Annotated in this window: 19 protein-coding genes, 1 pseudogene and 2 riboswitches; of the genes and pseudogenes, 7 read left to right on the top strand and 13 right to left on the bottom strand. The window is 71.4% G+C overall.

Annotated features, from left to right (window positions below; translation table 11 throughout):
• Nucleotides 1-208: 208 nt before the first annotated feature.
• Nucleotides 209-308: riboswitch (glycine riboswitch) on the top strand.
• A riboswitch (glycine riboswitch) is annotated at nucleotides 309-429 on the top strand.
• A gap of 38 nt (nucleotides 430-467) precedes the next feature.
• The 6 genes from gcvT (at nucleotide 468) to CEB94_RS28175 (ending at nucleotide 8,324) form a co-directional block, all read left to right on the top strand.
• Nucleotides 468-1,604, top strand: coding sequence for a glycine cleavage system aminomethyltransferase GcvT (gene gcvT / locus CEB94_RS28200; RefSeq protein WP_175434847.1), 1,137 nt, complete (start codon nucleotides 468-470; stop codon nucleotides 1,602-1,604).
• A gap of 103 nt (nucleotides 1,605-1,707) precedes the next feature.
• The gene (gene gcvH, locus CEB94_RS28195) at nucleotides 1,708-2,085 is read left to right on the top strand and encodes a glycine cleavage system protein GcvH (RefSeq protein WP_175434846.1); all 378 of its coding nucleotides are present in this window, start codon (nucleotides 1,708-1,710) and stop codon (nucleotides 2,083-2,085) included.
• A gap of 14 nt (nucleotides 2,086-2,099) precedes the next feature.
• Entirely contained in the window at nucleotides 2,100-3,362 is a 1,263-nt protein-coding gene (glyA, locus tag CEB94_RS28190) for a serine hydroxymethyltransferase (protein ID WP_175434845.1), read from the top strand.
• Nucleotides 3,363-3,449: 87 nt separating this feature from the next.
• Complete coding sequence (locus tag CEB94_RS28185; RefSeq protein WP_175434844.1) at nucleotides 3,450-4,817, top strand: L-serine ammonia-lyase; 1,368 nt, start codon at nucleotides 3,450-3,452, stop codon at nucleotides 4,815-4,817.
• Between the two features lie 79 nt (nucleotides 4,818-4,896).
• Nucleotides 4,897-7,089 carry an McrB family protein gene (locus CEB94_RS28180; protein ID WP_175434843.1) on the top strand — a complete coding sequence of 731 codons (2,193 nt, stop codon included), beginning with the start codon at nucleotides 4,897-4,899 and terminating at the stop codon, nucleotides 7,087-7,089.
• Nucleotides 7,086-8,324, top strand: coding sequence for an McrC family protein (locus CEB94_RS28175; protein WP_175434842.1), 1,239 nt, complete (start codon nucleotides 7,086-7,088; stop codon nucleotides 8,322-8,324). Before CEB94_RS28180 ends, CEB94_RS28175 begins: the two co-directional genes overlap by 4 nt.
• Nucleotides 8,325-8,336: 12 nt before the next feature.
• Here CEB94_RS28175 and CEB94_RS28170 read toward each other — a convergent pair whose 3' ends face one another.
• The 9 genes and pseudogenes from CEB94_RS28170 to CEB94_RS28130 all read right to left on the bottom strand — a co-directional run bounded on the left by CEB94_RS28170 (nucleotide 8,337) and on the right by CEB94_RS28130 (nucleotide 16,654).
• Entirely contained in the window at nucleotides 8,337-8,999 is a 663-nt protein-coding gene (locus tag CEB94_RS28170; RefSeq protein ID WP_175434841.1) for an NADPH-dependent F420 reductase, read from the bottom strand.
• Nucleotides 9,000-9,194: 195 nt separating this feature from the next.
• Nucleotides 9,195-9,407, bottom strand: a complete 213-nt coding sequence (locus tag CEB94_RS28165) for an EF-hand domain-containing protein (RefSeq protein WP_031144255.1) — start codon at nucleotides 9,405-9,407, stop codon at nucleotides 9,195-9,197.
• Between the two features lie 59 nt (nucleotides 9,408-9,466).
• Nucleotides 9,467-10,380, bottom strand: a pseudogene (locus CEB94_RS28160) (helix-turn-helix domain-containing protein).
• Between the two features lie 57 nt (nucleotides 10,381-10,437).
• Nucleotides 10,438-11,052: an ADP-ribosyltransferase gene (locus CEB94_RS28155; RefSeq protein WP_175434840.1), complete on the bottom strand. Its 615-nt coding sequence runs from the start codon at nucleotides 11,050-11,052 to the stop codon at nucleotides 10,438-10,440.
• A 91-nt stretch (nucleotides 11,053-11,143) separates the two neighbouring features.
• Nucleotides 11,144-12,322 carry a YncE family protein gene (locus CEB94_RS28150; RefSeq protein ID WP_175434839.1) on the bottom strand — a complete coding sequence of 393 codons (1,179 nt, stop codon included), beginning with the start codon at nucleotides 12,320-12,322 and terminating at the stop codon, nucleotides 11,144-11,146.
• 76 nt (nucleotides 12,323-12,398) lie between these two features.
• Nucleotides 12,399-13,007, bottom strand: coding sequence for an ATP-binding protein (locus tag CEB94_RS28145; protein ID WP_175434838.1), 609 nt, complete (start codon nucleotides 13,005-13,007; stop codon nucleotides 12,399-12,401).
• A 169-nt stretch (nucleotides 13,008-13,176) separates the two neighbouring features.
• Nucleotides 13,177-13,944, bottom strand: a complete 768-nt coding sequence (locus tag CEB94_RS28140; RefSeq protein ID WP_175434837.1) for an enoyl-CoA hydratase/isomerase family protein — start codon at nucleotides 13,942-13,944, stop codon at nucleotides 13,177-13,179.
• A gap of 78 nt (nucleotides 13,945-14,022) precedes the next feature.
• The gene (locus CEB94_RS28135; protein ID WP_175434836.1) at nucleotides 14,023-15,255 is read right to left on the bottom strand and encodes a L,D-transpeptidase; all 1,233 of its coding nucleotides are present in this window, start codon (nucleotides 15,253-15,255) and stop codon (nucleotides 14,023-14,025) included.
• 154 nt (nucleotides 15,256-15,409) lie between these two features.
• Nucleotides 15,410-16,654, bottom strand: a complete 1,245-nt coding sequence (locus tag CEB94_RS28130; protein WP_175434835.1) for a L,D-transpeptidase — start codon at nucleotides 16,652-16,654, stop codon at nucleotides 15,410-15,412.
• 188 nt (nucleotides 16,655-16,842) lie between these two features.
• On the opposite strand from CEB94_RS28130, the gene glgX reads away from it, so the two are divergent.
• Nucleotides 16,843-19,095: a glycogen debranching protein GlgX gene (gene glgX / locus CEB94_RS28125; protein WP_175434834.1), complete on the top strand. Its 2,253-nt coding sequence runs from the start codon at nucleotides 16,843-16,845 to the stop codon at nucleotides 19,093-19,095.
• A 210-nt stretch (nucleotides 19,096-19,305) separates the two neighbouring features.
• Here glgX and CEB94_RS28120 read toward each other — a convergent pair whose 3' ends face one another.
• The 4 genes from CEB94_RS28120 to CEB94_RS28105 are packed head-to-tail and all read right to left on the bottom strand — an operon-like array spanning nucleotide 19,306 to nucleotide 22,913.
• Nucleotides 19,306-19,950, bottom strand: a complete 645-nt coding sequence (locus tag CEB94_RS28120; RefSeq protein WP_175437198.1) for a response regulator — start codon at nucleotides 19,948-19,950, stop codon at nucleotides 19,306-19,308.
• A gap of 7 nt (nucleotides 19,951-19,957) precedes the next feature.
• Entirely contained in the window at nucleotides 19,958-21,211 is a 1,254-nt protein-coding gene (locus CEB94_RS28115) for a sensor histidine kinase (RefSeq protein ID WP_246112196.1), read from the bottom strand.
• 44 nt (nucleotides 21,212-21,255) lie between these two features.
• Nucleotides 21,256-22,005 carry an ABC transporter permease gene (locus CEB94_RS28110; protein WP_175434833.1) on the bottom strand — a complete coding sequence of 250 codons (750 nt, stop codon included), beginning with the start codon at nucleotides 22,003-22,005 and terminating at the stop codon, nucleotides 21,256-21,258.
• A complete protein-coding gene (locus tag CEB94_RS28105; RefSeq protein WP_175434832.1) occupies nucleotides 22,002-22,913 on the bottom strand; it encodes an ABC transporter ATP-binding protein in 912 nt (303 codons plus the stop codon). The genes CEB94_RS28110 and CEB94_RS28105 overlap by 4 nt, the downstream gene beginning before the upstream one ends.
• Between the last annotated feature and the right edge of the window lie 35 nt (nucleotides 22,914-22,948).

The following is a 22,948-nucleotide window of genomic DNA, read 5'->3' as shown; positions in this document are numbered from 1 at the left end:
CCCTGGGGCCAGGTACGGAGTCCCATCCCCGCCGAGTGTAAAGAGAAGGTAATGCCGCAGGCCTCTCATTTACGTGCTTGTCCTGCAACAGGGCTGCTACAGGTCGCCGTGTCCGGCGGGCGGGACTCGTGCACTCCCTGGAAAGGTCCCCCTGCCGCGCCGGAAGGATGCGTGCAATGATGTGCGCGCCAACTGCATACCGGCCGTTTGAATCCGCGCGGGAGAGTCCCCAGCACCGCAAGAGCTGAGGCGCCGAAGGAGCAAGTCCCTCCCTTGAATCTCTCAGGCCCCGTTACCGCGCGGGCGAGGCACATCTGAAAAGCGGGCCGCCCCCTGTGTGCGACACGAGGCGTGGCCCCACCCAAGGTGCAAGCCAGGACCCGTGTGGTCATGGCGAACCTCTCAGGTTCCGATGACAGATGGGGAGGAACGACCTCGCCCGTCATTGCCTTGGGAGACGACCGACCGTGAGCAGTACAGGAGAACTCCGTCACACCGCGCTCGATGCCCTGCATCGTTCGCTCGGCGCGACGATGACCGACTTCGCCGGCTGGGACATGCCCCTGCGCTACGGCTCCGAGCGCGACGAGCACACCGCCGTGCGCACGAAGGCCGGGCTCTTCGACCTCTCCCACATGGGGGAGATCACCGTCACCGGCCCGCAGGCCGCCGCCCTCCTCGACTTCGCCCTGGTGGGCAACATCGGCGGTGTGAAGCCGGGCCGCGCCCGCTACACCATGATCTGCCGGGCCGACGGCGGCATCCTGGACGACCTGATCGTCTACCGGCTGGGCGAGACCGAGGCCGCTTCTTCCGAATACCTGGTCGTCGCCAACGCCTCCAACGCCCAGGTGGTCCTGGACGCGCTGACCGAGCGCGCCGCCGGCTTCGACGCCGAGGTGCGCGACGACCGGGACGCCTACGCGCTGATCGCCGTACAGGGTCCGCGGTCGCCGGGGATCCTGAAGTCCCTGACCGACGCCGACCTGGACGGCCTGAAGTACTACGCCGGGCTGCCCGGCACGGTCGCGGGCGTCCCGGCCCTGATCGCCCGGACCGGCTACACCGGCGAGGACGGCTTCGAGCTGTTCGTGAAGCCCGAGCACGCGGTGGAGCTGTGGCAGGCCCTGACCAAGGCCGGCGAGGGCGCCGGGCTGGCCCCGTGCGGCCTGTCCTGCCGCGACACGCTGCGCCTGGAGGCGGGCATGCCGCTGTACGGGCACGAGCTGAGCACCTCCCTCACGCCCTTCGACGCCGGGCTCGGCCGGGTGGTGAAGTTCGAGAAGGAGGGTGACTTCGTGGGGCGCGAGGCCCTGCGCGAGGCCGCCGCCCGCGCCGAGGCCCAGCCGCCGCGTGTGCTCGTCGGCCTGGTCGCCGAGGGCCGCCGGGTCCCGCGCGCCGGGTACGCGGTCGTCGTCGGCGGCGAGGTGATCGGCGAGGTCACCTCCGGCGCCCCCTCCCCCACCCTCGGCAAGCCGATCGCGATGGCGTACGTCGACGCCGCGCACGCCGCGCCCGGCACGACCGGAGTGGGCGTGGACATCCGGGGCAGTCACGAGCCGTACGAGGTCGTGGCGCTGCCGTTCTACAAGCGCCAGAAGTAGACACTGGCCAAAGGGCCGCGGCAGCGGCCCCGTGCCCGTCGTCCCAGCTCACCAGCAGTCCCCCCTTCCACAGCACTCCCGCGCGTACAGGAGAATCCAGGCCATGAGCAACCCCAAAGAGCTGCGCTACAGCAAGGAGCACGAGTGGCTGTCGGCCGCCGAGGACGGCGTCTCGACGGTCGGCATCACGGAGCACGCGGCCAACGCGCTCGGCGATGTCGTGTTCGTCCAGCTTCCCGAGGTCGGTGACTCCGTGTCCGCCGGCGAGACCTGCGGCGAGCTGGAGTCGACCAAGTCGGTGTCCGACCTGTACTCCCCCGTCTCCGGTGAGGTCACCGAGGTCAACGAGGACGTCGTGAACGACCCGTCGCTGGTGAACTCGGCCCCCTTCGAGGGCGGCTGGCTGTTCAAGGTGCGGATCACGGACGAGCCGGGCGACCTGCTCTCCGCCGACGAGTACACCGCGTTCTCCGCGGGCTGAGGAGTCGTAGCCGTATGTCCGTCCTGAACACACCCCTGCACGAGCTCGACCCGGCGGTCGCCGCCGCGGTCGACGCCGAGCTGCACCGTCAGCAGTCCACGCTCGAGATGATCGCCTCGGAGAACTTCGCGCCGGTCGCGGTCATGGAGGCGCAGGGCTCGGTCCTCACCAACAAGTACGCCGAGGGCTACCCGGGCCGCCGCTACTACGGCGGCTGCGAGCACGTCGACGTGGTCGAGCAGATCGCGATCGACCGCGTCAAGGAGCTGTTCGGCGCCGAGCACGCCAACGTGCAGCCGCACTCGGGCGCCCAGGCCAACGCGGCCGCGATGTTCGCGCTGCTCAAGCCGGGCGACACCATCATGGGTCTGAACCTCGCCCACGGCGGGCACCTGACCCACGGCATGAAGATCAACTTCTCCGGCAAGCTCTACGACGTCGTCGCCTACCACGTGGGCGAGGACGGCCGGGTCGACATGGCCGAGGTGGAGCGGCTGGCGAAGGAGTCCAAGCCGAAGCTGATCGTCGCCGGCTGGTCGGCGTACCCGCGGCAGCTGGACTTCGCGGAGTTCCGCCGGATCGCGGACGAGGCCGGTGCGTACCTGATGGTCGACATGGCCCACTTCGCGGGTCTCGTGGCGGCCGGGCTGCACCCGAACCCGGTGCCGCACGCGCACGTGGTCACCACCACGACCCACAAGACGCTGGGCGGCCCGCGCGGCGGTGTGATCCTCTCCACGGCCGAACTGGCCAAGAAGATCAACTCCGCCGTCTTCCCCGGTCAGCAGGGCGGTCCGCTGGAGCATGTGATCGCCGCCAAGGCGGTCGCCTTCAAGGTCGCCGCCTCGCAGGACTTCAAGGAGCGCCAGCGCCGTACGCTGGAGGGTGCCCGCATCCTGGCCGAGCGTCTGGTGAAGGACGACGTCCGGGCCGTGGGCGTGGACGTCCTGTCCGGCGGCACGGACGTGCACCTCGTCCTGGTCGACCTGCGCCACTCGGAGCTGGACGGCCAGCAGGCCGAGGACCGCCTCCACGAGGTGGGCATCACGGTCAACCGGAACGCGATCCCGGACGACCCGCGTCCGCCGATGGTGACGTCCGGTCTGCGGATCGGCACCCCGGCTCTGGCGACCCGGGGCTTCGAAACCGAGGACTTCGCGGAGGTCGCGGACGTCATCGCCGAGGCGCTGAAGCCGTCCTACGACGTGCAGGCCCTCAAGGCCCGGGTGAAGGCCCTGGCCGACAAGCACCCGCTGTACCCGGGTGTGAACAAGTAACGAAGAAACCTTTCGGGTGCCGCGCCGGCCACAAGCGGGCGCGGCACCCACCCCCTCTGCACCACCCCCGTAGTCAGGAGTTCCCCCGTGGCCATCTCGGTCTTCGACCTGTTCTCGATCGGCATCGGCCCGTCCAGCTCCCACACCGTCGGCCCGATGCGGGCGGCCCGGATGTTCGCCCGGCGGCTGCGCAACGAGGAGCTGCTGGCCCCGACGGCACAGGTCCGCGCGGAGCTGTACGGCTCGCTCGGCGCGACCGGGCACGGCCACGGCACGCCCAAGGCGGTGCTGCTCGGCCTGGAGGGCGACTCGCCCCGCACGGTGGACGTCGCGAGCGCCGACGAGCGGGTGGAGGCGATCAAAACCGGCGGCCGGCTGAACCTGCTCGGCGAGCACGAGGTCGCGTTCTCCTTCGACGACGACATGGTCCTGCACCGCCGCAAGGCCCTGCCGTACCACGCGAACGGCATGACGCTGTGGGCGTACGACGCCTCGGGCACGGAGCTGCTGACGAAGACGTACTACTCGGTCGGCGGCGGGTTCGTCGTCGACGAGGACGCGGTCGGGGCGGACCGCATCAAACTCGACGACACCGTCCTGAAGCACCCCTTCCGCACGGGTGACGAGCTGCTGCGCCTGACCGAGGAGACGGGCCTGTCCATCTCCGCGCTGATGCTGGAGAACGAGCGGGCCTGGCGCAGCGAGGAGGAGATCCGCGAAGGCCTGCTGGAGATCTGGCAGGTGATGCGGGACTGCGTGGCGCGCGGCCTGTCCCAGGAGGGCATCCTGCCGGGCGGTCTCAAAGTGCGCCGCCGGGCCGCGAACACCGCGCGCAAGCTGCGCTCCGAAGGCGACCCGCTGGCCCTGTCCATGGAGTGGATCACCCTCTACGCCATGGCGGTCAACGAGGAGAACGCCGCGGGCGGCCGGGTCGTCACCGCCCCCACCAACGGCGCCGCCGGCATCATCCCGGCGGTCCTGCACTACTACGTCAACTTCGTGCCGGGCGCCGACGAGGAGGGTGTGGTCCGCTTCCTGCTCGCCGCGGGCGCGATCGGCATGCTCTTCAAGGAGAACGCCTCCATCTCCGGCGCCGAGGTCGGCTGCCAGGGCGAGGTCGGCTCCGCCTGCTCCATGGCCGCGGGCGCCCTGGCCGAGGTCCTCGGCGGCTCGCCCGAGCAGGTCGAGAACGCCGCCGAGATCGGCATGGAGCACAACCTCGGCCTCACCTGCGATCCCGTAGGCGGCCTGGTCCAGATCCCCTGCATCGAACGCAACGGCATGGCCGCGGTCAAGGCCGTCACGGCCGCCCGCATGGCGATGCGCGGCGACGGCTCTCACAAGGTGTCCCTGGACAAGGTCATCAAGACGATGAAGGACACCGGCGCGGACATGTCGGTGAAGTACAAGGAGACGGCCCGGGGCGGGCTGGCGGTGAACATCATCGAGTGCTGACCCTCTCCCGGCCGACGGCCTGACGGCTGCCCTCGCTCCCTCCTAAGCTGGGTTCTTCGAGCACAGGGGGTGGGGCGCGGTGGCGAGGCGGCCGGAGAGTGTCGATGTCGTGGCGGCGGTGCGGCGGGTCTTCCACGACGGGCTGGCGAGCGGGAAGTCCGCGTTCGCCCAGGAGTTCCCGGCCTGGACCGGGGCGACGGCCTCGGATCTGCGCAGACGGTTCGTGGACCGGCCGGACGAGTCCTCGGACACCTTCCTGGTCAAGCTGCGGCGGCAGCTCGACGGCGCCCCGGACACGACGATCGTGCTGGCGGCCGAGCTGCTGTTCGTGAACATGGCACCGCTCGTGCCCGAGCAGATCGGGCTGGCCAAGAAGCGGCAGATCCTTGGCGAGGTGCTGTCCTGGGCCGACCGCCCGGTGGCTGTTCCGGAGGATCTGGAGCCGGGCCTGAAGGGCTTCCTGCACGGCGGCCAGGGCTTTTTGAACTACCGCTGGGCCCAGTTCCAGATCCTGGTGCTGCTGGTGGAGCGGCTCGCGGGCATGACCGGCACCGAGCGGGAGGCGGTGCTGAAGGATCCGCTGGAGTTCAAGGCCTTGTGCCTGGGCATCCAGGAGTCGGTCGGGCACAAGAAGGGGCGGGCGCAGATCCACGTCCTGCTGTTTCTGCTCTTCCCGGACTTCTACCAGCCGATCGCCAGCGCCTACCACAAGCAGGAGATCGTCAAGGCGTTCGCGGACGAGCTCCCCGAGCCCACCGGAGACGACGACCGCGACCTGCTGGAGCTGTGCCGGACCCTGCGGGCGCAGACCGGGGAGCCGGTCGACTTCTACGACGAGCCGTGGGTGCGCAGGTGGCGCAGGGGGGCCGTCGAGCACGCCCAGCGCGGCTGGCTGGTGCGCGGATACGACGTGGACGGCCGCAACTTCGTCCCGGACTGGCTCCGGCGCGGCTACTGCTCGCTGTCCTGGCGGGAGATGCCCGAACTCCCCGCCGGCTCGGTTAAGCAGCACGTGCAGCAGGCCGTCGCCGAGGCGATGCCGGACGGCAGCGCCCAGATGCGCGCCCAGGCGGCGTACCAGCTGCACGCCTTCCTCACCCTGATGCAGCCCGGCGACCTGGTCGTCACGGTGACGCCGGACGAGGTCCACGTCGGCACGGTCCAGGGCCCGGCTGAGTACGACGCCTCGGACGGCTTGGACAACGCCCGCCGCAGGCCGGTGAACTGGGCCACCGCCGAGCGGCCGCTCGTGCGCGCGGAGCTGCCCGAGCGGGTGCAGGCCCGGCTGCCACTGCCGCCCGCGCTGTACGACGTCAGCAGCATCGCGGCCGAACTCGCCGAGCGCGCCGGGCTGGAGGACGTCGTCGCCGAGGAGCTCGTCGACGTCGACGTCACCAAGCCGCTGGAACTGCCGCCCGTCACCGAGGAGCTGGCCGCGCGGCTGCTGATGCCGCTTGAGTGGCTCCGGGAGACCGCCGAGCAGCTGCAGGAGCACGGGCAGCTCGTCTTCCACGGCCCGCCCGGCACGGGGAAGACCTACCTGGCGCGTGCCCTGGCTCGGCATCTCGCCGGGCCCGACCGGGTGGAGCTCGTGCAGTTCCACCCCTCGTACACCTACGAGGACTTCTTCGAGGGCTTCCGTCCCGTCCGGGGCGAGGACGGCTCGGTGGTGTTCGACATCGTGCCCGGGCCGTTCCGGCTACTCGCCGAACGCGCCGCGAAGGACCCGGCCAACCCGTACGTCCTGGTCATCGACGAGATCAACCGGGCCAACCTGGCGAAGGTCTTCGGCGAGCTGTACTTCCTGCTGGAGTACCGCGAGGAGCCCGTCACCACCCAGTACAGCCCGCACGCCCCGTTCACTTTGCCGGGCAACCTGTTCCTCGTCGGCACGATGAACACCGCCGACCGTTCGATCGCCCTGGTCGACGCGGCGATGCGGCGCAGGTTCGCCTTCCGCCGGCTCTCCCCCGAGAAGCCGCCGGTCCGGGGCCTGCTGGACCGCTGGCTGCGGGAGCGCGGCCTGCCGGACACCGCCGCCCGGCTGCTGGACGAGCTCAACGCCCGGCTCGGGGACGCCGACCGCGCCGTCGGTCCGTCGTACCTGATGAAGCCCGCCGCCGCCCGGCCGGAGGGGCTCGACCTCGTCTGGCGCACCCAGATCCTGCCCCTGCTGGAGGACCAGCTCTACGGGACCGGGACCGACGTGGAGGAGGAGTACGGCCTGCCCGCCCTGCGCGCGGCGCTCGGGGCGGCCCCGGAGGAGGCGTGAGCGGCCTCTTGCTCACCGTGCCGGAGACCGGCCCCGGCATCGTGCGGGAGCTGACGGGCGACCAGCTCGCCGCGCTGCTCACCGTGCCGGGCCTGGTGCGGCTGACCCCGGCGGCGGGCGGACGCTGGCGCCTGCGGGGGAACCAGAAGGCCGGGCTGGTCCGGCTGCGCACCCCCTCCGGGGGAACGGTCCAGCTCCACCTGCGTCCCAAACTCCCCGTGCGGGACCTGCTGTTCCTGCTCTCCTACTCCCCCCACGACCCCTGGCGGCCCGAGCCGGTCGACGCGGCCGAGTCCGACGAACTCCTGCCCGCGGTCGCCGACCTGCTCGCCCGGACCGCCCGCCGCACGCTCGACACCGGAGTGCTGCACGGCTACCGCACGGTCGAGGAGGACCTGCCCCTGATCCGCGGCCGGATCCGCACGGCGGACCAGCTGCGCCGCGTCGGCCTGCCGCTGCCCGTCGCCGTGCGCTACGACGACCACACCCCCGACATCGCCGAGAACCGCCTCCTGCTCACGGCCCTGCACCTGGCCTCCCGGCTGCCCGGAGTCCCGGTACGCACCCGCCAGGCCCTGCACCACCTCGCCGGCCATCTCACCGGCGTCCGCGCCCTCCACGCAGGTGCGCCCCTGCCCCGCTGGACACCGAACCGCCTCAACTCCCGCTACTCGCGTGTGCTGCGGCTAGCGGAGCTGGTGCTGTCCGCCCGCTCCGTCCAGCCGGACGGCGCCAGCCCCGTCGCGGTGGACGGTTTCCTGCTCGACCTGCCGGACGTGTTCGAGCGGTTCCTCACGGTGGCGCTCGGCGACGTCCTCGCCCGTCGGGGGATCCGGTGCGCCGGGCAGGAGGGGCACCACCGACTGGACGAGGCCCGCCTGGTGCGGCTGCGGCCGGACATCGTGCTGTACCGGGCGGGCCGTCCGGTCTCCGTCGTCGACGCGAAGTACGTGTTCCTCGACGGGGCCGCACCCTCCACCGACCACCTCGGCCAGCTGCTCGGCTACTGCACCGCGCTCGGCCTGCCGCACGGCCATCTCGTCTACGCCGCCACCGCCCGGGACGGGCCCACGGACCACGTCATCCGCCGCGCCGGCATCACCGTCACCACCCACGCCCTGGACCTCGCCCGCCCACCGGCCGGGCTCCTGTCGGCCGTCGCGGAACTGGCGGACCGGATCACCGCCACGGCGGCCGGCACCCGCCCCGACGGCCGCACCGCGCACGCGGGCTGAGGAAGGCCTGGTCTATCCGCAGAAGGCCGGCGTGCGCTCCGGGGACGCCTGCGCCAGGGCCTTCTCGACCGCTTCGACGCCGTCGCGCAGGCCGTAGACCGGCGTGTCGGGCTGCTGGCGCCAGGAGTCTTCGATGCCGCCCGCGTCGACGGTGTCGAACCCGAGCGCGTCGATCAGGTCCCGTACCTTGCGCTTGGCCGCCTCGTCGTCGCCGGCCACCGGCAGGGCCATCCGGCCCGGGTCGCCTGCGGGGAGCGGCCGGTCCAGGATGTCCTGGGCGAAGGTCCCGTTGAAGGCCTTGACGACCGGGTGGCCGAGTCGGCGCTCCGTCCAGCGGCTCTCGGTGAGGCCGTCGTCCTCGATCGCGGCGATCCTGCCGTCACGCTGCCGCGGGTAGTAGTTGCCGGTGTCGATGACCGCGACGCCGTCCGCCGCGCCGTCGAACAGACCGGAGGGAAGGTCCGGGACCGCCTTCAGCGGGATGGTGACGACGACGATCTCGGCGCCCCGCGCCGCCTGCGCGACCGTCACGGGTGTCGCGCCGGTCTCCTGCGCCAGGGCCGTGAGCGTCTCGGGGCCTCGGGAGTTGGCGACGGACACGTCGTGACCGAGGGCGGTGAGCCGCCGGGTCAGGTTGCCGCCGATGTTGCCCGCTCCGATGATGCCGATCTTCATGTCCTCGCCTTGCCCTTCCGGAGATGAACAGCGCCTCGCGGAGCCGTCGTGACCGGGGTCAACCTCCGGGACGGGCGGGCTATTCCGAGTCCGAGAAGGTGGTCCTCGCGCGTGTCACGCCAGGGCATGCGCGAGGGGCCCGGTCCGACGATCGCGGACCGGGCCCCTTCGCTCGGCGAACCGGCGAGCCTGCGCCTACTTGTTCAGGTAGGCCCAGAACTCGTCGAAGCTCAGCTGCTTGTCGCCGTCGAGGTCGCGGGTCTTGATGACGACCTCGGCGACCGACTCCGTGACGTTCCAGTCGCCCGACCGGGCGAGGGCGGCCTTGAACTCGGCAGCGGTGATGAATCCGTCCCCGTCCGTATCGATCCGCTCGAACTGCTTGCGTGCTTCCTCGATGTCCGCCACCGATCCGCCCCTCATCTCGTGCTGTACGTCCTGGCGACGCAGGTCTGACGCAGGTCAGGTTAACGGGCCGTGTGTGCCTCCAGCGCGGCGACCACCCAGGTGAACTCCTCGCGGTAGGCCGCCCCGGGCCCGGTGCCCTTCACCACGGCGAGCAACTCGCGGTACCGGGCGACCTGGTGAGTGGCGTGCGACCGCAGCCGGGTGAGCACGGTGGCGGGGTCGGCGTCGCCCAGCAGCTCGCGCAGCACGTCGGCCGCCGCCGGTGACTCGGGGGCGATGCCCCGCTCGCGGGCCTCGGCTCCCAGCTGCACGAGCCGCCGGGAGAACCACAGGGACGCCCCGGCGGGCGCGTCATGACCGCGGTCGGCCGCGTTGAACTCGGCCACCTTGCGCATCGCGCCCGGAAGTCCGGGTCCCGGAGCATCTCGGCCAGCTCCAGCCAGGCGTCGACCTGCTCGGGGGTGGGCTCCTCGGGCAGATCCGCGGCGGTGCTCCGCATGCGGTCACGGATCACCGGGTCCGCGGTGTCCAGCCCGTGGAACACCTCGTCCACGAACTCCTCCACGATCCGCCGCCGCTCGGCCGCCGACAGGCGTGCCAGTCTGTTCACGACAGTCATCTCCTCCGCATCGGAACCCCGCTTCGCCACCGTCGACAGCACCGCGCGGGTCACCTTGAGCGACCGGATCTGCGCGTCCAGGGCGACCACGTGCGCTGCCGCGATCTGCGCGACCGTCGTCTCCCCGGCCAGGACCCGGCGGACGTCCGCCAGGCCGAGGCCGAGCTCGCGCAGGGTGCGGACCAGCTCCAGTCGCGCCACGGACGCCGCGTCGTACAGCCGGTAGCCGCCCGCGGACCGGGCCACCGGGGGCAGGGCGCCCTCGTCGGACCAGTAGCGGATGGTGCGCACGGTGAGTCCGGTGACCCGGGCCAGTTCCCCGATGGTGAGCAGTCCGGTGCCGTCGTCGATCATGTCGGCGAGTCTGGACCCTCCTGCGGGTGGAGACTCAAGGAGCCTCGGAGGTGCTGCTCAGTGCCAGGGGTCGTAGTGCGGGTTGCTTTCGCACTCGCTCATGATCTCCGTCCTGGTCTGCTTGTCGACCGGGCAGACGCCGATGACGTACTGGCGGGCGATGCCGCCGGGGAAGGCGACCTCCTGCTGGTCGGCCCACTTGTGGGTGTCGCCGATGGTCTGGTTGACGTCGATGCCGCCGGGGGCGTCGACGTAGTAGTTGAAGGCGGACTTCCACTTCTTGAACAGGTCGTGGTCGTACGTCGTCGACACGTACGGGGACGGCTGGTTGATCAGGACGTACTTCTCCAGGTCGTACTGGCCGTTCACGACGTCCTTGGGGTGGAAGCCCTCCTCGAAGATCACGGAGGGGCCGCGGCCGTCGGCGCGGTAGAGGGTGCCGCAGGTGGTGCGCCAGGACGGGTCGGGGGTGATGCGGCCGACGTCGACCCGGCGGTCGGCGGCGGCCTTGGCCTTGTCGTCGAACTGGACGGGACACGCGGCCGGCGCGGGGGCGGCGGCCCTGGCGGTGGCGGCCGGAGCCTGGGTGGGCGCGGCGCCCGTGGTGGTGAGGACGGCCGCGAGGCTGAGTGCGGCGGCAGCGGTCCGCCGCCGCAGGCGAAGAGCGATCATGCACGGCACAATCGCGGTTCTGCCGCGGCGGAACCGGGACCCTCACTCGATCAGGGCGTGTCAACTTCCCTTCGGTGGACGGCGGATGGTGTCACCGGAAAATGCCCGTATGGCCGAGCGAGTAGCGGCCCGGCTGCGGGTAGACCGCGAGGCCGTGCGGGCCGCTGCCGACCGGGATACGGGCGAGCTGGGTGCCGGTGCGGGTGTCGATGGCGTACACCTCGGCGTCGTAGCGGCCGGACAGCCACAGCACCTTGCCGTCGGCGGAGACGCCGCCCATGTCGGGGCTGCCGCCGTCGGGCAGGTCCCACTTCTTGGTCAGCTTGTCCTGGGTGAAGTCGAAGACGGAGACGGTGCCCTCGCCGCGGTTGGACACGTACATCTCGCGGGAGTCGCGGCTGACGTAGAGGCCGTGGCAGCCCTTGCCGGTGGGCATCAGGGTGGGCTCGGTGAACTTGTCGCCGTCCAGGACCCACATGCCGTGGGCCATCATGTCGGCGATGTAGAACTTCTTGCCGTCGGGCGAGATCTTCACGTCCTGCGGCATGGCGCCCTCGAACGGCAGCCGCTGCTGCCCGACCACCTCCATGCGCTCGGTGTCGACCTTGAGCAGTTCGCCGCTGAACTCGCAGGAGACGATGAAATAGCGGCCGTCGAGGGAGAAGTCGGCGTGGTTGACGCCGTAGCAGGAGACCGGGACGGTCTTCTTGATCTTCATGGAGTGCGGGTCGCGGAAGACCAGCTCGCGGTCGAGGGAGGCCATGACGACGGCGTATCTGCCGTTGGGCGTGAAGTAGAGGTTGTAGGGGTCGTGGACCTCGACCTCCTTGCCCGCCTTGCCGGTCTTCGGGTCGATCGGGGTGAGGGTGTGGCCGCGGTTGTTGTTGACCCAGAGCGTCTTCAGGTCCCAGGAGGGCACGACGTGCTGGGGCTGCCGGCCCACGGGGATCGTCTCGATGATCTCGTAGGTCTTCGGGTCGATGACGGAGACCGTGTCGGACTCGGTGTTGGGGACGTAGACCCGGGACGGGAAGTCCTTGACCACCGGGGACAGTTTGTTCGGGCGGTCGGCCGCGTAGACGTCCTCGGGGTCCAGGACGGGCGGCATGCCGGGCAGGCCCTCGACGGGCTTCTTCTCGGGCGGGGCGGGAACGGCGGCCTTGGTGCCGCGCGCCTCGGAGGTCCGTTCCCCGCTCCCGGTGCCACAGGCGGCGAGGACGGCGAGGGCGGCACCCGCGACCAGGGCGCTCTTGACGAAATGGCGGTGCATTGCACCATTTAATGGGCGCGTCGGAGGGAAACCCGTGATTCGTCCGTCCGGCGACCGGGTGAGGCATGGCGCGCGCTCAGCGATCGGCGACCCGCATCTCGAACCAGGTGGTCTTGCCCCGGGGCAGCAGATCGACCCCCCAGCGGTCGGCCAGCTTGTCGACGAGGAACAGGCCCCGGCCGCTGATGTCCAGCTCCTGGACCGGCATCAGGCACGGCAGCCCCCGGGAGGGGTCGCGCACCTCGACGCGGATCCAGCCACGGCGCCGGTGCAGCCGCAGTCCGAAGACGCGGGCGCCGGTGTGGCGGACGGCGTTGCCGACCAGTTCGGAGACGAGCAGGACCGCGTCCTCCGTGGTCTTGGGGGTGAGCCCCCACTGGCGCAGGACCACGACCTGGGTGAGGCGCCGGGCGGTGGCCGCGGACTCGGGGCGGGACGGCAGTGGAACCTCTGCCTCCGCCGGGTTGCCGTACAACTCGAGCGCCTTGAGCGCGTGTTCGTCCTCGACGGTCGGCGACCAGCGCGCCGCGGCCGCATGAGCGTGTCCCCGCGGCTGTTCCATACCCTCCAGCCCCGCCATGCCCCCATCATGGCCGCCCGGAGCGCCCGACGGGGCCGTTCCCGGGGAATACGCCCCCCGGGACGGGCGGTGAACCGGCGGGCGTCCGCCATATGCCAAAGGCACTTCGGAACCGCCCGCACCCCGTACGACCTGCCGGAATGTTCCGTTCCGGGGTGAGCGGCGGACTTCCCCGGCCAGATGCGCTTAAGGCTGCCTTAAGGCTGCCATAAACCGCCCCATCGAGGGACCCCGGTTCAGACACCGTGCCAATTGCAAGCCCCTGGAGGGATGTTCAGAGGAACTTCGCCTTGCCCGGGCCCTCCTCCACGAAGCTGCGCATCCCGCGCTCGCGGTCCTCGGTGGCGAACAGGCCCGCGAACCAGTTCCGTTCGATCGCGAGACCCGTGTCGATGTCCGTCTCCAGGCCCGTGTCGATCGACTCCTTCGCGGCGCGCAGCGCGAGCGCCGGGCCCTGCGCCAGCTTCGTGGCCCAGGCGTGCGCCTGCGCGTAGACCTCGTCGGCGGGGACGACCCGGTCCACCAGACCGAGCTCCCGGGCCTCGTCGGCCTTCACCATCCGGCCCGTGAAGATGAGGTCCTTGGCCTTGGAGGGGCCCACCAGGCGGGCCAGGCGCTGGGTGCCGCCGGCGCCGGGGATCAGGCCGAGCAGAATCTCCGGCTGGCCGAGCTTGGCGTTCTCGCCGGCGATGCGGAAGTCGGCACACAGGGCGAGCTCGCAGCCGCCGCCCAGCGCGTAGCCCGTCACGGCCGCGACGACCGGCTTGGGGATCCGGGCCACCGCCGTGAACGAGTCCTGCAGGGCGCGGGCGCGCAGGACCATCGCGGTGTGGTCCATCGCCTGCATCTCCTTGATGTCCGCGCCGGCCGCGAACACCTTCTCGCCGCCGTAGATCACCACGGCCCGGACGTCCGCGCGGCGCGTGGCCTCCTCGGCGAGTTCCTTCAGCCGGTCCTGCGTGGCGATGTCCAGCGCGTTCATGGGCGGGCGGTCGAGACGGAGGGTGCCGACGCCTTCAGCGACTTCGAGAGAGACGGTCATAGGCAGCAGGTTAACGGCCACTAACGCCCAGGGCCCCGGTGCGGTCCGTCACACCGGGGCCCTGGGGTCGGGGAAGAATTACTTCTTCCACTTCTCCCACGACATGTTCCAGCCGTTGAGCCCGTTGTCCGGGTCGACGATCCGGTCCTCGGAGTTCTTGACGACCACCACGTCGCCGACCATCGAGTGGTTGAAGAACCACGCGGCCGGCACCTTCTTGTCCCAGCCGCCGCGCACGTCGCGCAGACCGATGCAGCCGTGGCTGGCGTTGTAGTTGCCGAAGGCGCCGCTCGCCCAGTAGTTGCCGTGCAGGAACGTGCCGGAGGTGGTCAGGCGGATGGCGTGCGGGACGTCCTTGATGTCGTACTCGCCGCCGTAGCCGACCGTCTCGCCGTTCATCCGGGTCACCGGGAGCATCTCGCTGATGACCATCTGGCCGTTCCAGGTCTCCATGCCGGGCTGGCCGGTGGTGACCGGGATGGTCTTGACGACCTTGCCGTCGCGCATGACCTTCATGGTGAGCTTCTTGGCGTCGACGACGGAGACCTGGTTGCGGCCGATGGTGAACTTCACCGTCTTGTCCTGCTCGCCGTAGACGCCGGAGCGGCCTTCGACGCCGTCGAGGTTCAGGTCGACGGTCACCTTGGTGCCGGACTTCCAGTACTTCTCGGGGCGGAAGTCGAGCCGGTCGTTTCCGAACCAGTGGCCCTCGACGTCGACGGCCGGCTCCGTCTTGATGCGGATGGCCTTCTCGACGTCCTCCGGGTTGGTGATGCCCCGCGAGAAGCGGATGGAGAACGGCATCCCGACGCCGACCTCGGAGCCGTCCTCCGGGGTGAAGGTGCCGATGAAGGTGTTCTCCGGGGTCAGCGTGGTGAAGCCCGCGTCCTCCGCGGCCGTGCGGCCCTCGGAGTCCTTGGCGACCGCGTGGACCGTGTACTTGGTGGCGCCGGCCAGGTGGGTGGACGGCGTCCAGCTGGCGCCGTCCCCGGATATCTCGCCGTCGACCTTCTTGCCCTTGGTGTCCTTGACCTCGACCTCGGTCAGCTTCCCCTTCGTGGCGGTGACCTTCAGCGCACCGCTCGTGTCGACGGACTTGGCTCCGTCCTTGGGGGTGATGCCGACGACCGCCTCGGACTGCTTGCTCTGCGCGGCGTCCGAGTCCTTGACCTTGTTGTCACCCCCGCCGGAACCGGAGCCGGTCCCCCCGCCGCCACACGCCGTGACGGCGAGCAGCAGCACGCCGAGTATCAGCGCGAGCACTCCGTTACCGCGTCCAACCGACGCCCCCGATATCGGTCGCCCGTTCAAGTGGTTCTCCCCTCCCCGGGCCTGGTCAGGCCCGCACCCCGCGCGTCCCCCGCGCGTCGGCGAATAGTAACCACAGGGTGGACGGCACCGGCGGCCCGCGATTGTCACTGTTCGGTCCCAACAGATCACCGGGTCAACCCGCCCCCTTGTCGGGCTACTTCACCGCACTGCCCGCCTTCCATGCATTCCAGCCCATATTCCATCCTCCGAGCCCGTTGTCGGGAGAGACCTTTTTGTCATTGCTGTTCACGACCTCGACGACGTCCCCGATGAGGCTGCGGTCGAAGAACCAGCCGGCCGGGGTGTCCGACCCGCCGCCCTTCACATCGCGCAGACCGATGCAGCCGTGGCTGACGTTGGTGCGGCCGAAGACGGTGTGGTGCGCCCAGTAGTTGCCGTGCAGGAAGGTGCCGGAGTCGGTCAGGCGCATGGCGTGCGGGACGTCCGGGATGTCGTACTCACCCTTGCCGTCGCGCTTCTTGAAGCCGACCGTGGCGCCGTTCATGCGGGTGACGTCGAGCATCTCGGTCACCACCATCTTGCCGTTGTACGTGGTGTTCTTGGGCGCGCCCGCCGTGACGGGCACGGTGGCGAGGGGCTCGCCGTCGCGCCGGACCTCCATGGAGTGCGCGGCGGCGTCGACCACGGAGACCTGGCTGCGGCCGACGGTGAAGGAGAACGTCTTGTGCTGCAGGCCGTAGACACCGGGTGCCCCCTCGACGTCGCGCAGGCGCAGGGCGACGGTGACCTGGGTGCCGGGTTTCCAGTAGTCCTCGGGGCGGAAGTCGAGGCGGGTCTTCCCGAACCAGTGCGGGCGGATCTCGACGGCCGGGCGGGCGGTGACGCGCACCGCGCGTTCGACCGCGGCCCGGTTCGCGATCTTCCGGTTGAACTCCAGGGAGACGATCATTCCGGTGCCGACCGTGGCGCGGTTCTCCGGGGCGACGTAGCCGATGAAGCGCTCCTCGGGGACGTACGTCGTGAAGGTGGTGTGCCGGGCCGAGCGGCGTCCGTCGCCGTCCACGGCCACCGCGTCGATCGTGTACTTGGCGGCCAGTGCGAGCCGCTCCTCGTCGGGTTCCCAGATCAGGCCGTCGGCGGAGAGGTGCCCGGGCACCGGGGACTCCTGCGCGTCCTGCGACCTGACGACCTTCACCTTCTCCAGCCGGCCGTCGGGCACGCGCACCCGCAGCTTCTTCCCGGGGCGCACTCCCCTGCTGCCGTCGTCGGGCGAGACCTTGATGACGTCCTCGGGCGCCGGGGGCGCGCCGAACGCCCCGGCGATCCCGCCCGCGTCGTCCGAGGTACAGCCCGTGGCCCCGGCGAGGAGCCCTGCCCATGTCACTACGGCGGCCAGCGCGGCCCTCGCGCGCCGCGCGCGCCCTTGTACGTGCCTCACGAGGTACCCAACGACCGGCCGTGTCCCCGGGAAACGACCATGCCCGCCCCCGGGGAAACGTGAGTGCGACCCACGCTCTGGGCAGAACAGTGGGGAGGACGACGCGCAGGGGAGCCGCGACCCGGGCCGCAGCACAGGGCCGCACCCCTCTGTCCCCCGTCGTCCCACGAGCCGCGGGAGGCTGACAGGTGTCCAGCGCAGCCGAGCAGGAGGCGGTGGCCGGTCATCAGGCCACCGGGAACGGGCGCCAGACCGCCGCCGTGAACGGCGCACGGCGGGCCGCGCCGCCGCCCACCGTGCCCGCGTGGCCGGGCGCGCCGACCCCGCTGGGCGCCCGGTTCCGGGTCGGCCCGGACGGCGTGGCGGGCACCAACTTCGCGTTGTGGGCGGGCGGGGCCGAGGGCGTCGAGCTGTGCCTCTTCGACGAGGCGGGCAAGGAGTCGCGGGTCCGGCTCGCCGAGCTGACCCACGAGATCTGGCACGGCTTCGTCCCCGGCGTGCTGCCCGGGCAGCGCTACGGCTACCGGGTGCACGGCCGCTGGGACCCCTGGACGGGCGCCCGCTGGAACCCGGCGAAGCTGCTCCTCGACCCGTACGCGCGGGCGGTGGACGGGGACTTCAGTCTGCCGCCGGAGGTGTACGGGCACGTGCGCGACTGGCCGCAGCAGCATGTCGCCGACACCGTGCGCGACGACCGGGACTCGGCGCCGCATGTCCCGAAGGGGGTCGTCGTCCACGATGACGACGACTGGGCCGACGACCGCCGCCCGAAGACGCCGTGGGCCGACTCGGTGATCTACGAGCTGCACGTCAAGGGCTTCACCCGGCTGCACCCGGGCATCCCCGAGGAGCTGCGCGGCACCTACGCCGGCCTCGCGCACCCGGCTGCGGTCGAGCACCTGGTGAAACTGGGCGTGACGGCGGTGGAGCTGCTGCCGGTGCACCAGTTCGCCCACGAGGACCATCTGCTGCGCAGAAGCCTCAAGAACTACTGGGGCTACAACTCCATCGGATACTTCGCCCCGCACGCGGCCTACGCGGCCTCCGGGACGACCGGCCAGCAGGTCGGCGAGTTCAAGCGGATGGTGCGCGCCCTGCACGCGGCCGGGATCGAGGTCATCCTCGACGTGGTCTACAACCACACCGCCGAGGCGGGTGAACTCGGCCCGGCCCTGTCCCTCAAGGGCATCGACAACCGCGGCTACTACCGCCTCCAGGACGACGCCCGCCGCTACGCCGACTACACCGGCTGCGGGAACACCCTGCACGTGGTGCAGCCGCAGGTGCTGCGCCTGATCACCGACTCACTGCGCTACTGGGTCACGGAGATGGGCGTGGACGGCTTCCGCTTCGACCTGGCGGCGGCGCTGGCCCGTTCCATGCACGACGTCGACATGCTCTCCCCGTTCCTGGCGGTCATCGCCCAGGACCCGGTGCTGCGCCGGGTGAAGCTGATCGCCGAGCCGTGGGACGTGGGGTCGGGCGGCTACCAGGTGGGGGCGTTCCCGCCGCTGTGGACGGAGTGGAACGACCGGTACCGCAACGCCGTACGGGACTTCTGGCGGCATGCGCTGCCGGACGTGCGGGAGATGGGTTACCGCCTGTCGGGCTCCAGCGACCTGTACGCCTGGGGCGGCCGCAGGCCGTACGCGTCCGTCAACTTCATCACGGCGCACGACGGTTTCACGCTGCGCGACCTGGTGAGTTACGAACGCAAGCACAACGAGGCCAACGGCGAGGGCAACCGGGACGGCACGGACGACAACCGGGCCTGGAACTGCGGCACCGAGGGCGAGACGGACGACGAGGGCGTCCGGGCGCTCAGGCGGCGGCAGCTGAGGAACCTCCTGACCACCCTGCTGCTGTCGACGGGCGTGCCCATGCTGGTCGCGGGCGACGAACTGGGCCGCACCCAGCGCGGCAACAACAACGCCTACTGCCAGGACAACGAGATCAGCTGGCTTGACTGGGAGCTGCTGGAGGAGCCGGGCTGGCAGGCCCTGTTCGCGCTGACCTCCCGGCTGATCGAGCTGCGCCACCGCCACCCGGTGCTCAGGCGCCGGGCGTTCTTCTCGGGCCGGGCCCAGACCGCGGACGGGCTGCGCGACCTGGCCTGGTTCACGTCCCGGGGCACGGAGATGACGGAGCGGGACTGGTACGCGCCCGCCGCCACGCTGGGCATGTACCTGTCCGGCCGGGACATCCCGGGCCGCGACGAGCGCGGGGAGCAGATCCTCGACGACAGCTTTCTGGCCGTGCTGCACGCGGGCGAGGGGCCGGTGAACTTCCAGTTGCCGGGGCCGCCCTGGGCCGAGCGGTACGAGGTCGTCGTCGACACGAGCCTGGAGGAGCAGGGGGAGGCGCCGGGCGTGGAGCACCGGGCGGGCACGGAGATCACGATGCCGGCGCGGGCGGTACTGCTGCTGCGGGTGGCGGGGTGAGTCCACGTCCGCGGCCTGATCCGATCGACAGGCTCAGGTCGTGTCCGCAAAGTCCCGTCGTTCGCCCGGAGGGCGGGCCCCGCGGCGTCTGGTGCGTGCTCTCGGCGTGCCGGGCGGAGACCCTCGTACCGGATGTACTTGAGGCTTCGCCCGGTGCGGCGAGAGTGCGGGCCAGGCGTCGCGGGGCAGGCGGGGCTTCGCGGACACGGCCTAGCCGAGGATCCCCCGGTCGTAGGCCACCGCCACCGCCGCCGCGCGGTCCTTGACGCCGAGCTTGGCGTAGAGGTGGGTGAGGTGGGTCTTCACGGTCGCCTCGCTGATGAACAGTTCGCGGGCGATCTCGCGGTTGGAGGTGCCCTTGGCCACCAGGGCGAGGACCTCGCGTTCGCGGGCGGAGAGCGGCTCGTTGCCCGGGGCCCTGGGCGTACGGACCGCGGAGACGAGGCGGGAGGCCACCGCCGGGGAGAGGACCGTACGGCCTTCCGACGCCGCCCGTACCGCCGTGAACAACTCCTCGCGGGGGGCGTCCTTCAGGAGGTAGCCCGTCGCGCCCGCCTCGATCGCGGGAAGTGTGTCGGAGTCGGTGTCGTAGGTGGTGAGGACGAGGACCTTGGCGCGGGCGCCGGTTCGGCTCAGTTCGCGGATGGCGTCCACTCCCCCGCCGCCCGGCATGCGCAGATCCATCAGGATCACGTCCGGGTCGAGGCCCGCGGCGAGCGAGACCGCCTCGACGCCGTTCGACGCCTCCCCCAGGACGTGGAAGCCCGGAGCGGACTCGAACATGCCGCGCAGGCCGTCCCGGACGACGGGGTGGTCGTCGACGATCAGCAGGGTGATCGGGGCGTCCCCCGTCATGGCGTCCTCAGTCATGGCGGACCAACGGTACGCGAGCCGACACCGCCGTACCGTGGCCCGGTTCGGACTCGACGGTGAGGGAGCCGGCGATGCGTTCGGCGCGGGCGCGCATGCCGGGCAGGCCGAAACCGCCGGTGCTGGTGCGTTCCCGTACGGCGGTCCGGTCGAAGCCGCGGCCGTCGTCACGGATGTCCAGGGTGACCTCGTCGCCCATGAAGGACAGGGTGACGCCGACGCGGGTGGCGTGCGCGTGCCGTGCGGTGTTGGACAGGGCCTCCTGGGCGATGCGCAGCAGGGTGGCCGCGACCTCGTCGTGGAGCTGCTCGACCGTGCCCGTGACGGTGAACCGCACGTGCACGCCGGTGCGTTCGGACCATTGCGACGCGGTCTTCTCCAGGGCCTCGGGCAGGCCGCCGTGCGCGAGGGCGACGGGGGCGAGGTTGTGCACGGAGCGGCGGGCCTCGCCGAGGCTGTGGCGGGCCAGGTCCGTCGCCCGGGCCGCGTGCTGCCGGGCCAGGTCCGGGTCGGGGGTGTTCGCCACGACCTGGAGCTGGGCGATGATGCCGGCCAGCCCCTGGGCGATGGTGTCGTGGATCTCGGCGGCCAGCCGGCGGCGCTCGTCGGCGACCCCGGCCTCCCTCGCCTGTACCAGGAGCTGGGCGTGCAGGGCCGCGTTCTCGTCGAGGGCCTGCTGCAACGCCGCGTTGGTGCGCTCCAGTTCGCTGATGGTGCCGGTCTGGATGCGGGTGCGTTCCTCCTCGCGCGCGGCCAGCCGGCCGAACACGACGATGAGTGCGATGTGGATGCCGAGCAGCCCGCCGAACACCGCCCAGGCCAGCGGCCCGCGCGGGGGCATGCCGCCGGACTGGGAGCCCGCGATCGTCACCGCGGTGCCCAGCAGCCCGAGTTGGAGGGCGCGCCCCCGCAGCAGCCGCTCGGGGCCGACGAAACCGGCGGCGGCGTAGAAGGCGAAGAAGGGGTTGCACCAGCTGAGGGCGAAGCCGAGCGCCCAGCGCACGAAGTAGTAGCAGGCGCCCGGCGCCGACGGGGCCAGGGGCCGCTCGCGGGACCACCGCCCCCACGCCAGCTGCAGGACCACCGCGGCGCCGGTCAGGGCGAGCGCCGTGTACCGCTCCGCCGCGCTCATGCCGACCACGTCCACCGTCGCCAGCGAGAGCAGCGCGCCGGCCGCGAGCATCCCGTACGGTCCCCAGCGGAAGTACGCGGCCCACCGCTGCTCGACACCCGCCAGGTCCGTCATGCCACCAGTCTCGGCCACGGCCCCGCTCCCTCCCCCGGCTCCGGTCATTCCCACCGGAACCAGCGGGCGGCGGACACCGAGAGCACCGCCGTCCACGCCGCGAGTACGGACAGGTGCCCCCACCCCGGCCAGCCGCCCGCGGCCGCCTCGTCCAGCGCCCGCGCGGCGGCGCCGAACGGGGTGCACTCGACGATGCGGGCCAGCACGTCCGGCATGGCCTGCACCGGCACCCACACCCCTGCGCAGAACATCATGGGGAAGAAGACCGCGGTCCCGATCGCCGTCGCGATCTTCGTCGTCCGGGCCCGGGCCGAGACCACCGCTCCGAGGGAGAGCGCGGCGAGCACGGCGAGGAGCAGCGCGAGCAGGTACCCGGCCGGCTGCTCGGGCAGCCGTACATCGAAGGCGAGCCGTCCCACCGTGAGCGTCAGGAGCGCTGAGGTCAGCGCCGCCAGGCCGTTCACCAGCATCTGGGCGGCCAACAGGGACACCGGCCGGACCGGGGTGGTGGACAGCCGGCGCAGGATTCCGTTCTCGCGGTAGCCGGTGATGGTCGGCGGCATCGCCTGCACCCCGGCCATGACCAGGGCGATCAGGACGCTCACGGGCACGTAGACGTCGACGGTCCGCAACCCGCCGAGCCCGTCCTGCGCCTCGCGGAACGACGGCACGGAGCCGAGGATGCCCAGGAGCAGGCTGGGGAAGAGCAGGATCCAGAAGAGACTGCCCGGCTCGCGGCGGAAGAGCCGGAACTCGCTGCGCAGCACAGCCGGGTTGATCAGGGCGGTGCTCATGCGGAGGCCTCCGTCAGGTCCAGGAACGCGTCGTCCAGCGTGGCGTCGGTGACGCGGAGCTGGTGGGCGGTGATGTGGTGGCGGGCGAGCAGGGAGAGCACGGCGTTGACCGTGTCGTCCGTGCCGGACAGCGTGATCCGGCCGTCCTTGTTCTCCATCGCCACCAGGGCGGGGAGGTCGTTCAGCGCGCGGTCGTCCAGCGGTTCGGACGGGGTGAAGCTGATGACGGTGGCGCCCGCGGAGCGGCGGATCAGCCCGGCCGGGGTGTCCAGGGCGGCCACCCGGCCCCGGTCGATCACCGCGATCCGGTCGCACAACCGCTGCGCCTCCTCCATGAAGTGGGTGACGAGCAGCACGGTGACACCCCGGGCGCGGACGTCCTCGATGAGCTGCCAGGTGTCCCGGCGGGCCCGCGGATCGAGGCCGGTGGTGAGCTCGTCGAGGACCACGACCCGGGGGTCGCCGATCAGGGCGAGCGCGATGAACAGGCGCTGCTTCTGACCGCCGGAGAGCTTGGCGAACCGGGTGGACAGCTTCTCCTCCAGCCCGAGGCGTTCGGCCAGGGGGCGCCAGTCGGCGGGGCAGGGATAGAACGTGCTGTACAGCTCCAGTGCCTCGCGGACGGTGAGTTTCGGCTGGAGCGTGCTCTCCTGGAGCTGGGCGCCCAGGACCAGTGCGACCCGTTCGTGGTCGGCGACGGGGTCGAGGCCGGTCACGCGGACGCGGCCGGAGTCGGGCACGCGCAGCCCCTCGACACATTCGACGGTGGTGGTCTTCCCGGCGCCGTTCGGGCCGAGGATCCCGAAGATCTCGCCCTCCTCCACGGCGAAGGAGACACCGTCGACGGCGAGACGGCCGGCGTAACTCTTGCGCAGCTCGGTGACTTCGATGACAGGTGCGGTCGGCATACGAGGAGGATCCCGGCGGGGCGGGGCCCGCCACA

This window comes from Streptomyces hawaiiensis, assembly GCF_004803895.1.
In the GTDB taxonomy this organism is placed as follows: domain Bacteria; phylum Actinomycetota; class Actinomycetes; order Streptomycetales; family Streptomycetaceae; genus Streptomyces; species Streptomyces hawaiiensis.
Note: the sequence above shows the minus strand (reverse complement) of the source record. Positions and strands in the feature narration are given on the sequence as shown.

Excerpts from the sequence above, each read along its gene's own strand:
- gcvH (WP_175434846.1), top strand. The coding sequence starts at position 1,708 with ATGAGCAACCCCAAAGAGCTGCGCTACAGCAAGGAGCACGAGTGGCTG.
- CEB94_RS28110 (WP_175434833.1), bottom strand. The coding sequence starts at position 22,005 with ATGAGCACCGCCCTGATCAACCCGGCTGTGCTGCGCAGCGAGTTCCGG.
- CEB94_RS28120 (WP_175437198.1), bottom strand. The coding sequence starts at position 19,950 with ATGACGGGGGACGCCCCGATCACCCTGCTGATCGTCGACGACCACCCC.
- CEB94_RS28170 (WP_175434841.1), bottom strand. The coding sequence starts at position 8,999 with ATGAAGATCGGCATCATCGGAGCGGGCAACATCGGCGGCAACCTGACC.
- CEB94_RS28155 (WP_175434840.1), bottom strand. The coding sequence starts at position 11,052 with ATGATCGCTCTTCGCCTGCGGCGGCGGACCGCTGCCGCCGCACTCAGC.
- CEB94_RS28140 (WP_175434837.1), bottom strand. The coding sequence starts at position 13,944 with ATGACCGTCTCTCTCGAAGTCGCTGAAGGCGTCGGCACCCTCCGTCTC.
- CEB94_RS28150 (WP_175434839.1), bottom strand. The coding sequence starts at position 12,322 with ATGCACCGCCATTTCGTCAAGAGCGCCCTGGTCGCGGGTGCCGCCCTC.
- CEB94_RS28115 (WP_246112196.1), bottom strand. The coding sequence starts at position 21,211 with ATGACGGACCTGGCGGGTGTCGAGCAGCGGTGGGCCGCGTACTTCCGC.
- glyA (WP_175434845.1), top strand. The coding sequence starts at position 2,100 with ATGTCCGTCCTGAACACACCCCTGCACGAGCTCGACCCGGCGGTCGCC.
- CEB94_RS28105 (WP_175434832.1), bottom strand. The coding sequence starts at position 22,913 with ATGCCGACCGCACCTGTCATCGAAGTCACCGAGCTGCGCAAGAGTTAC.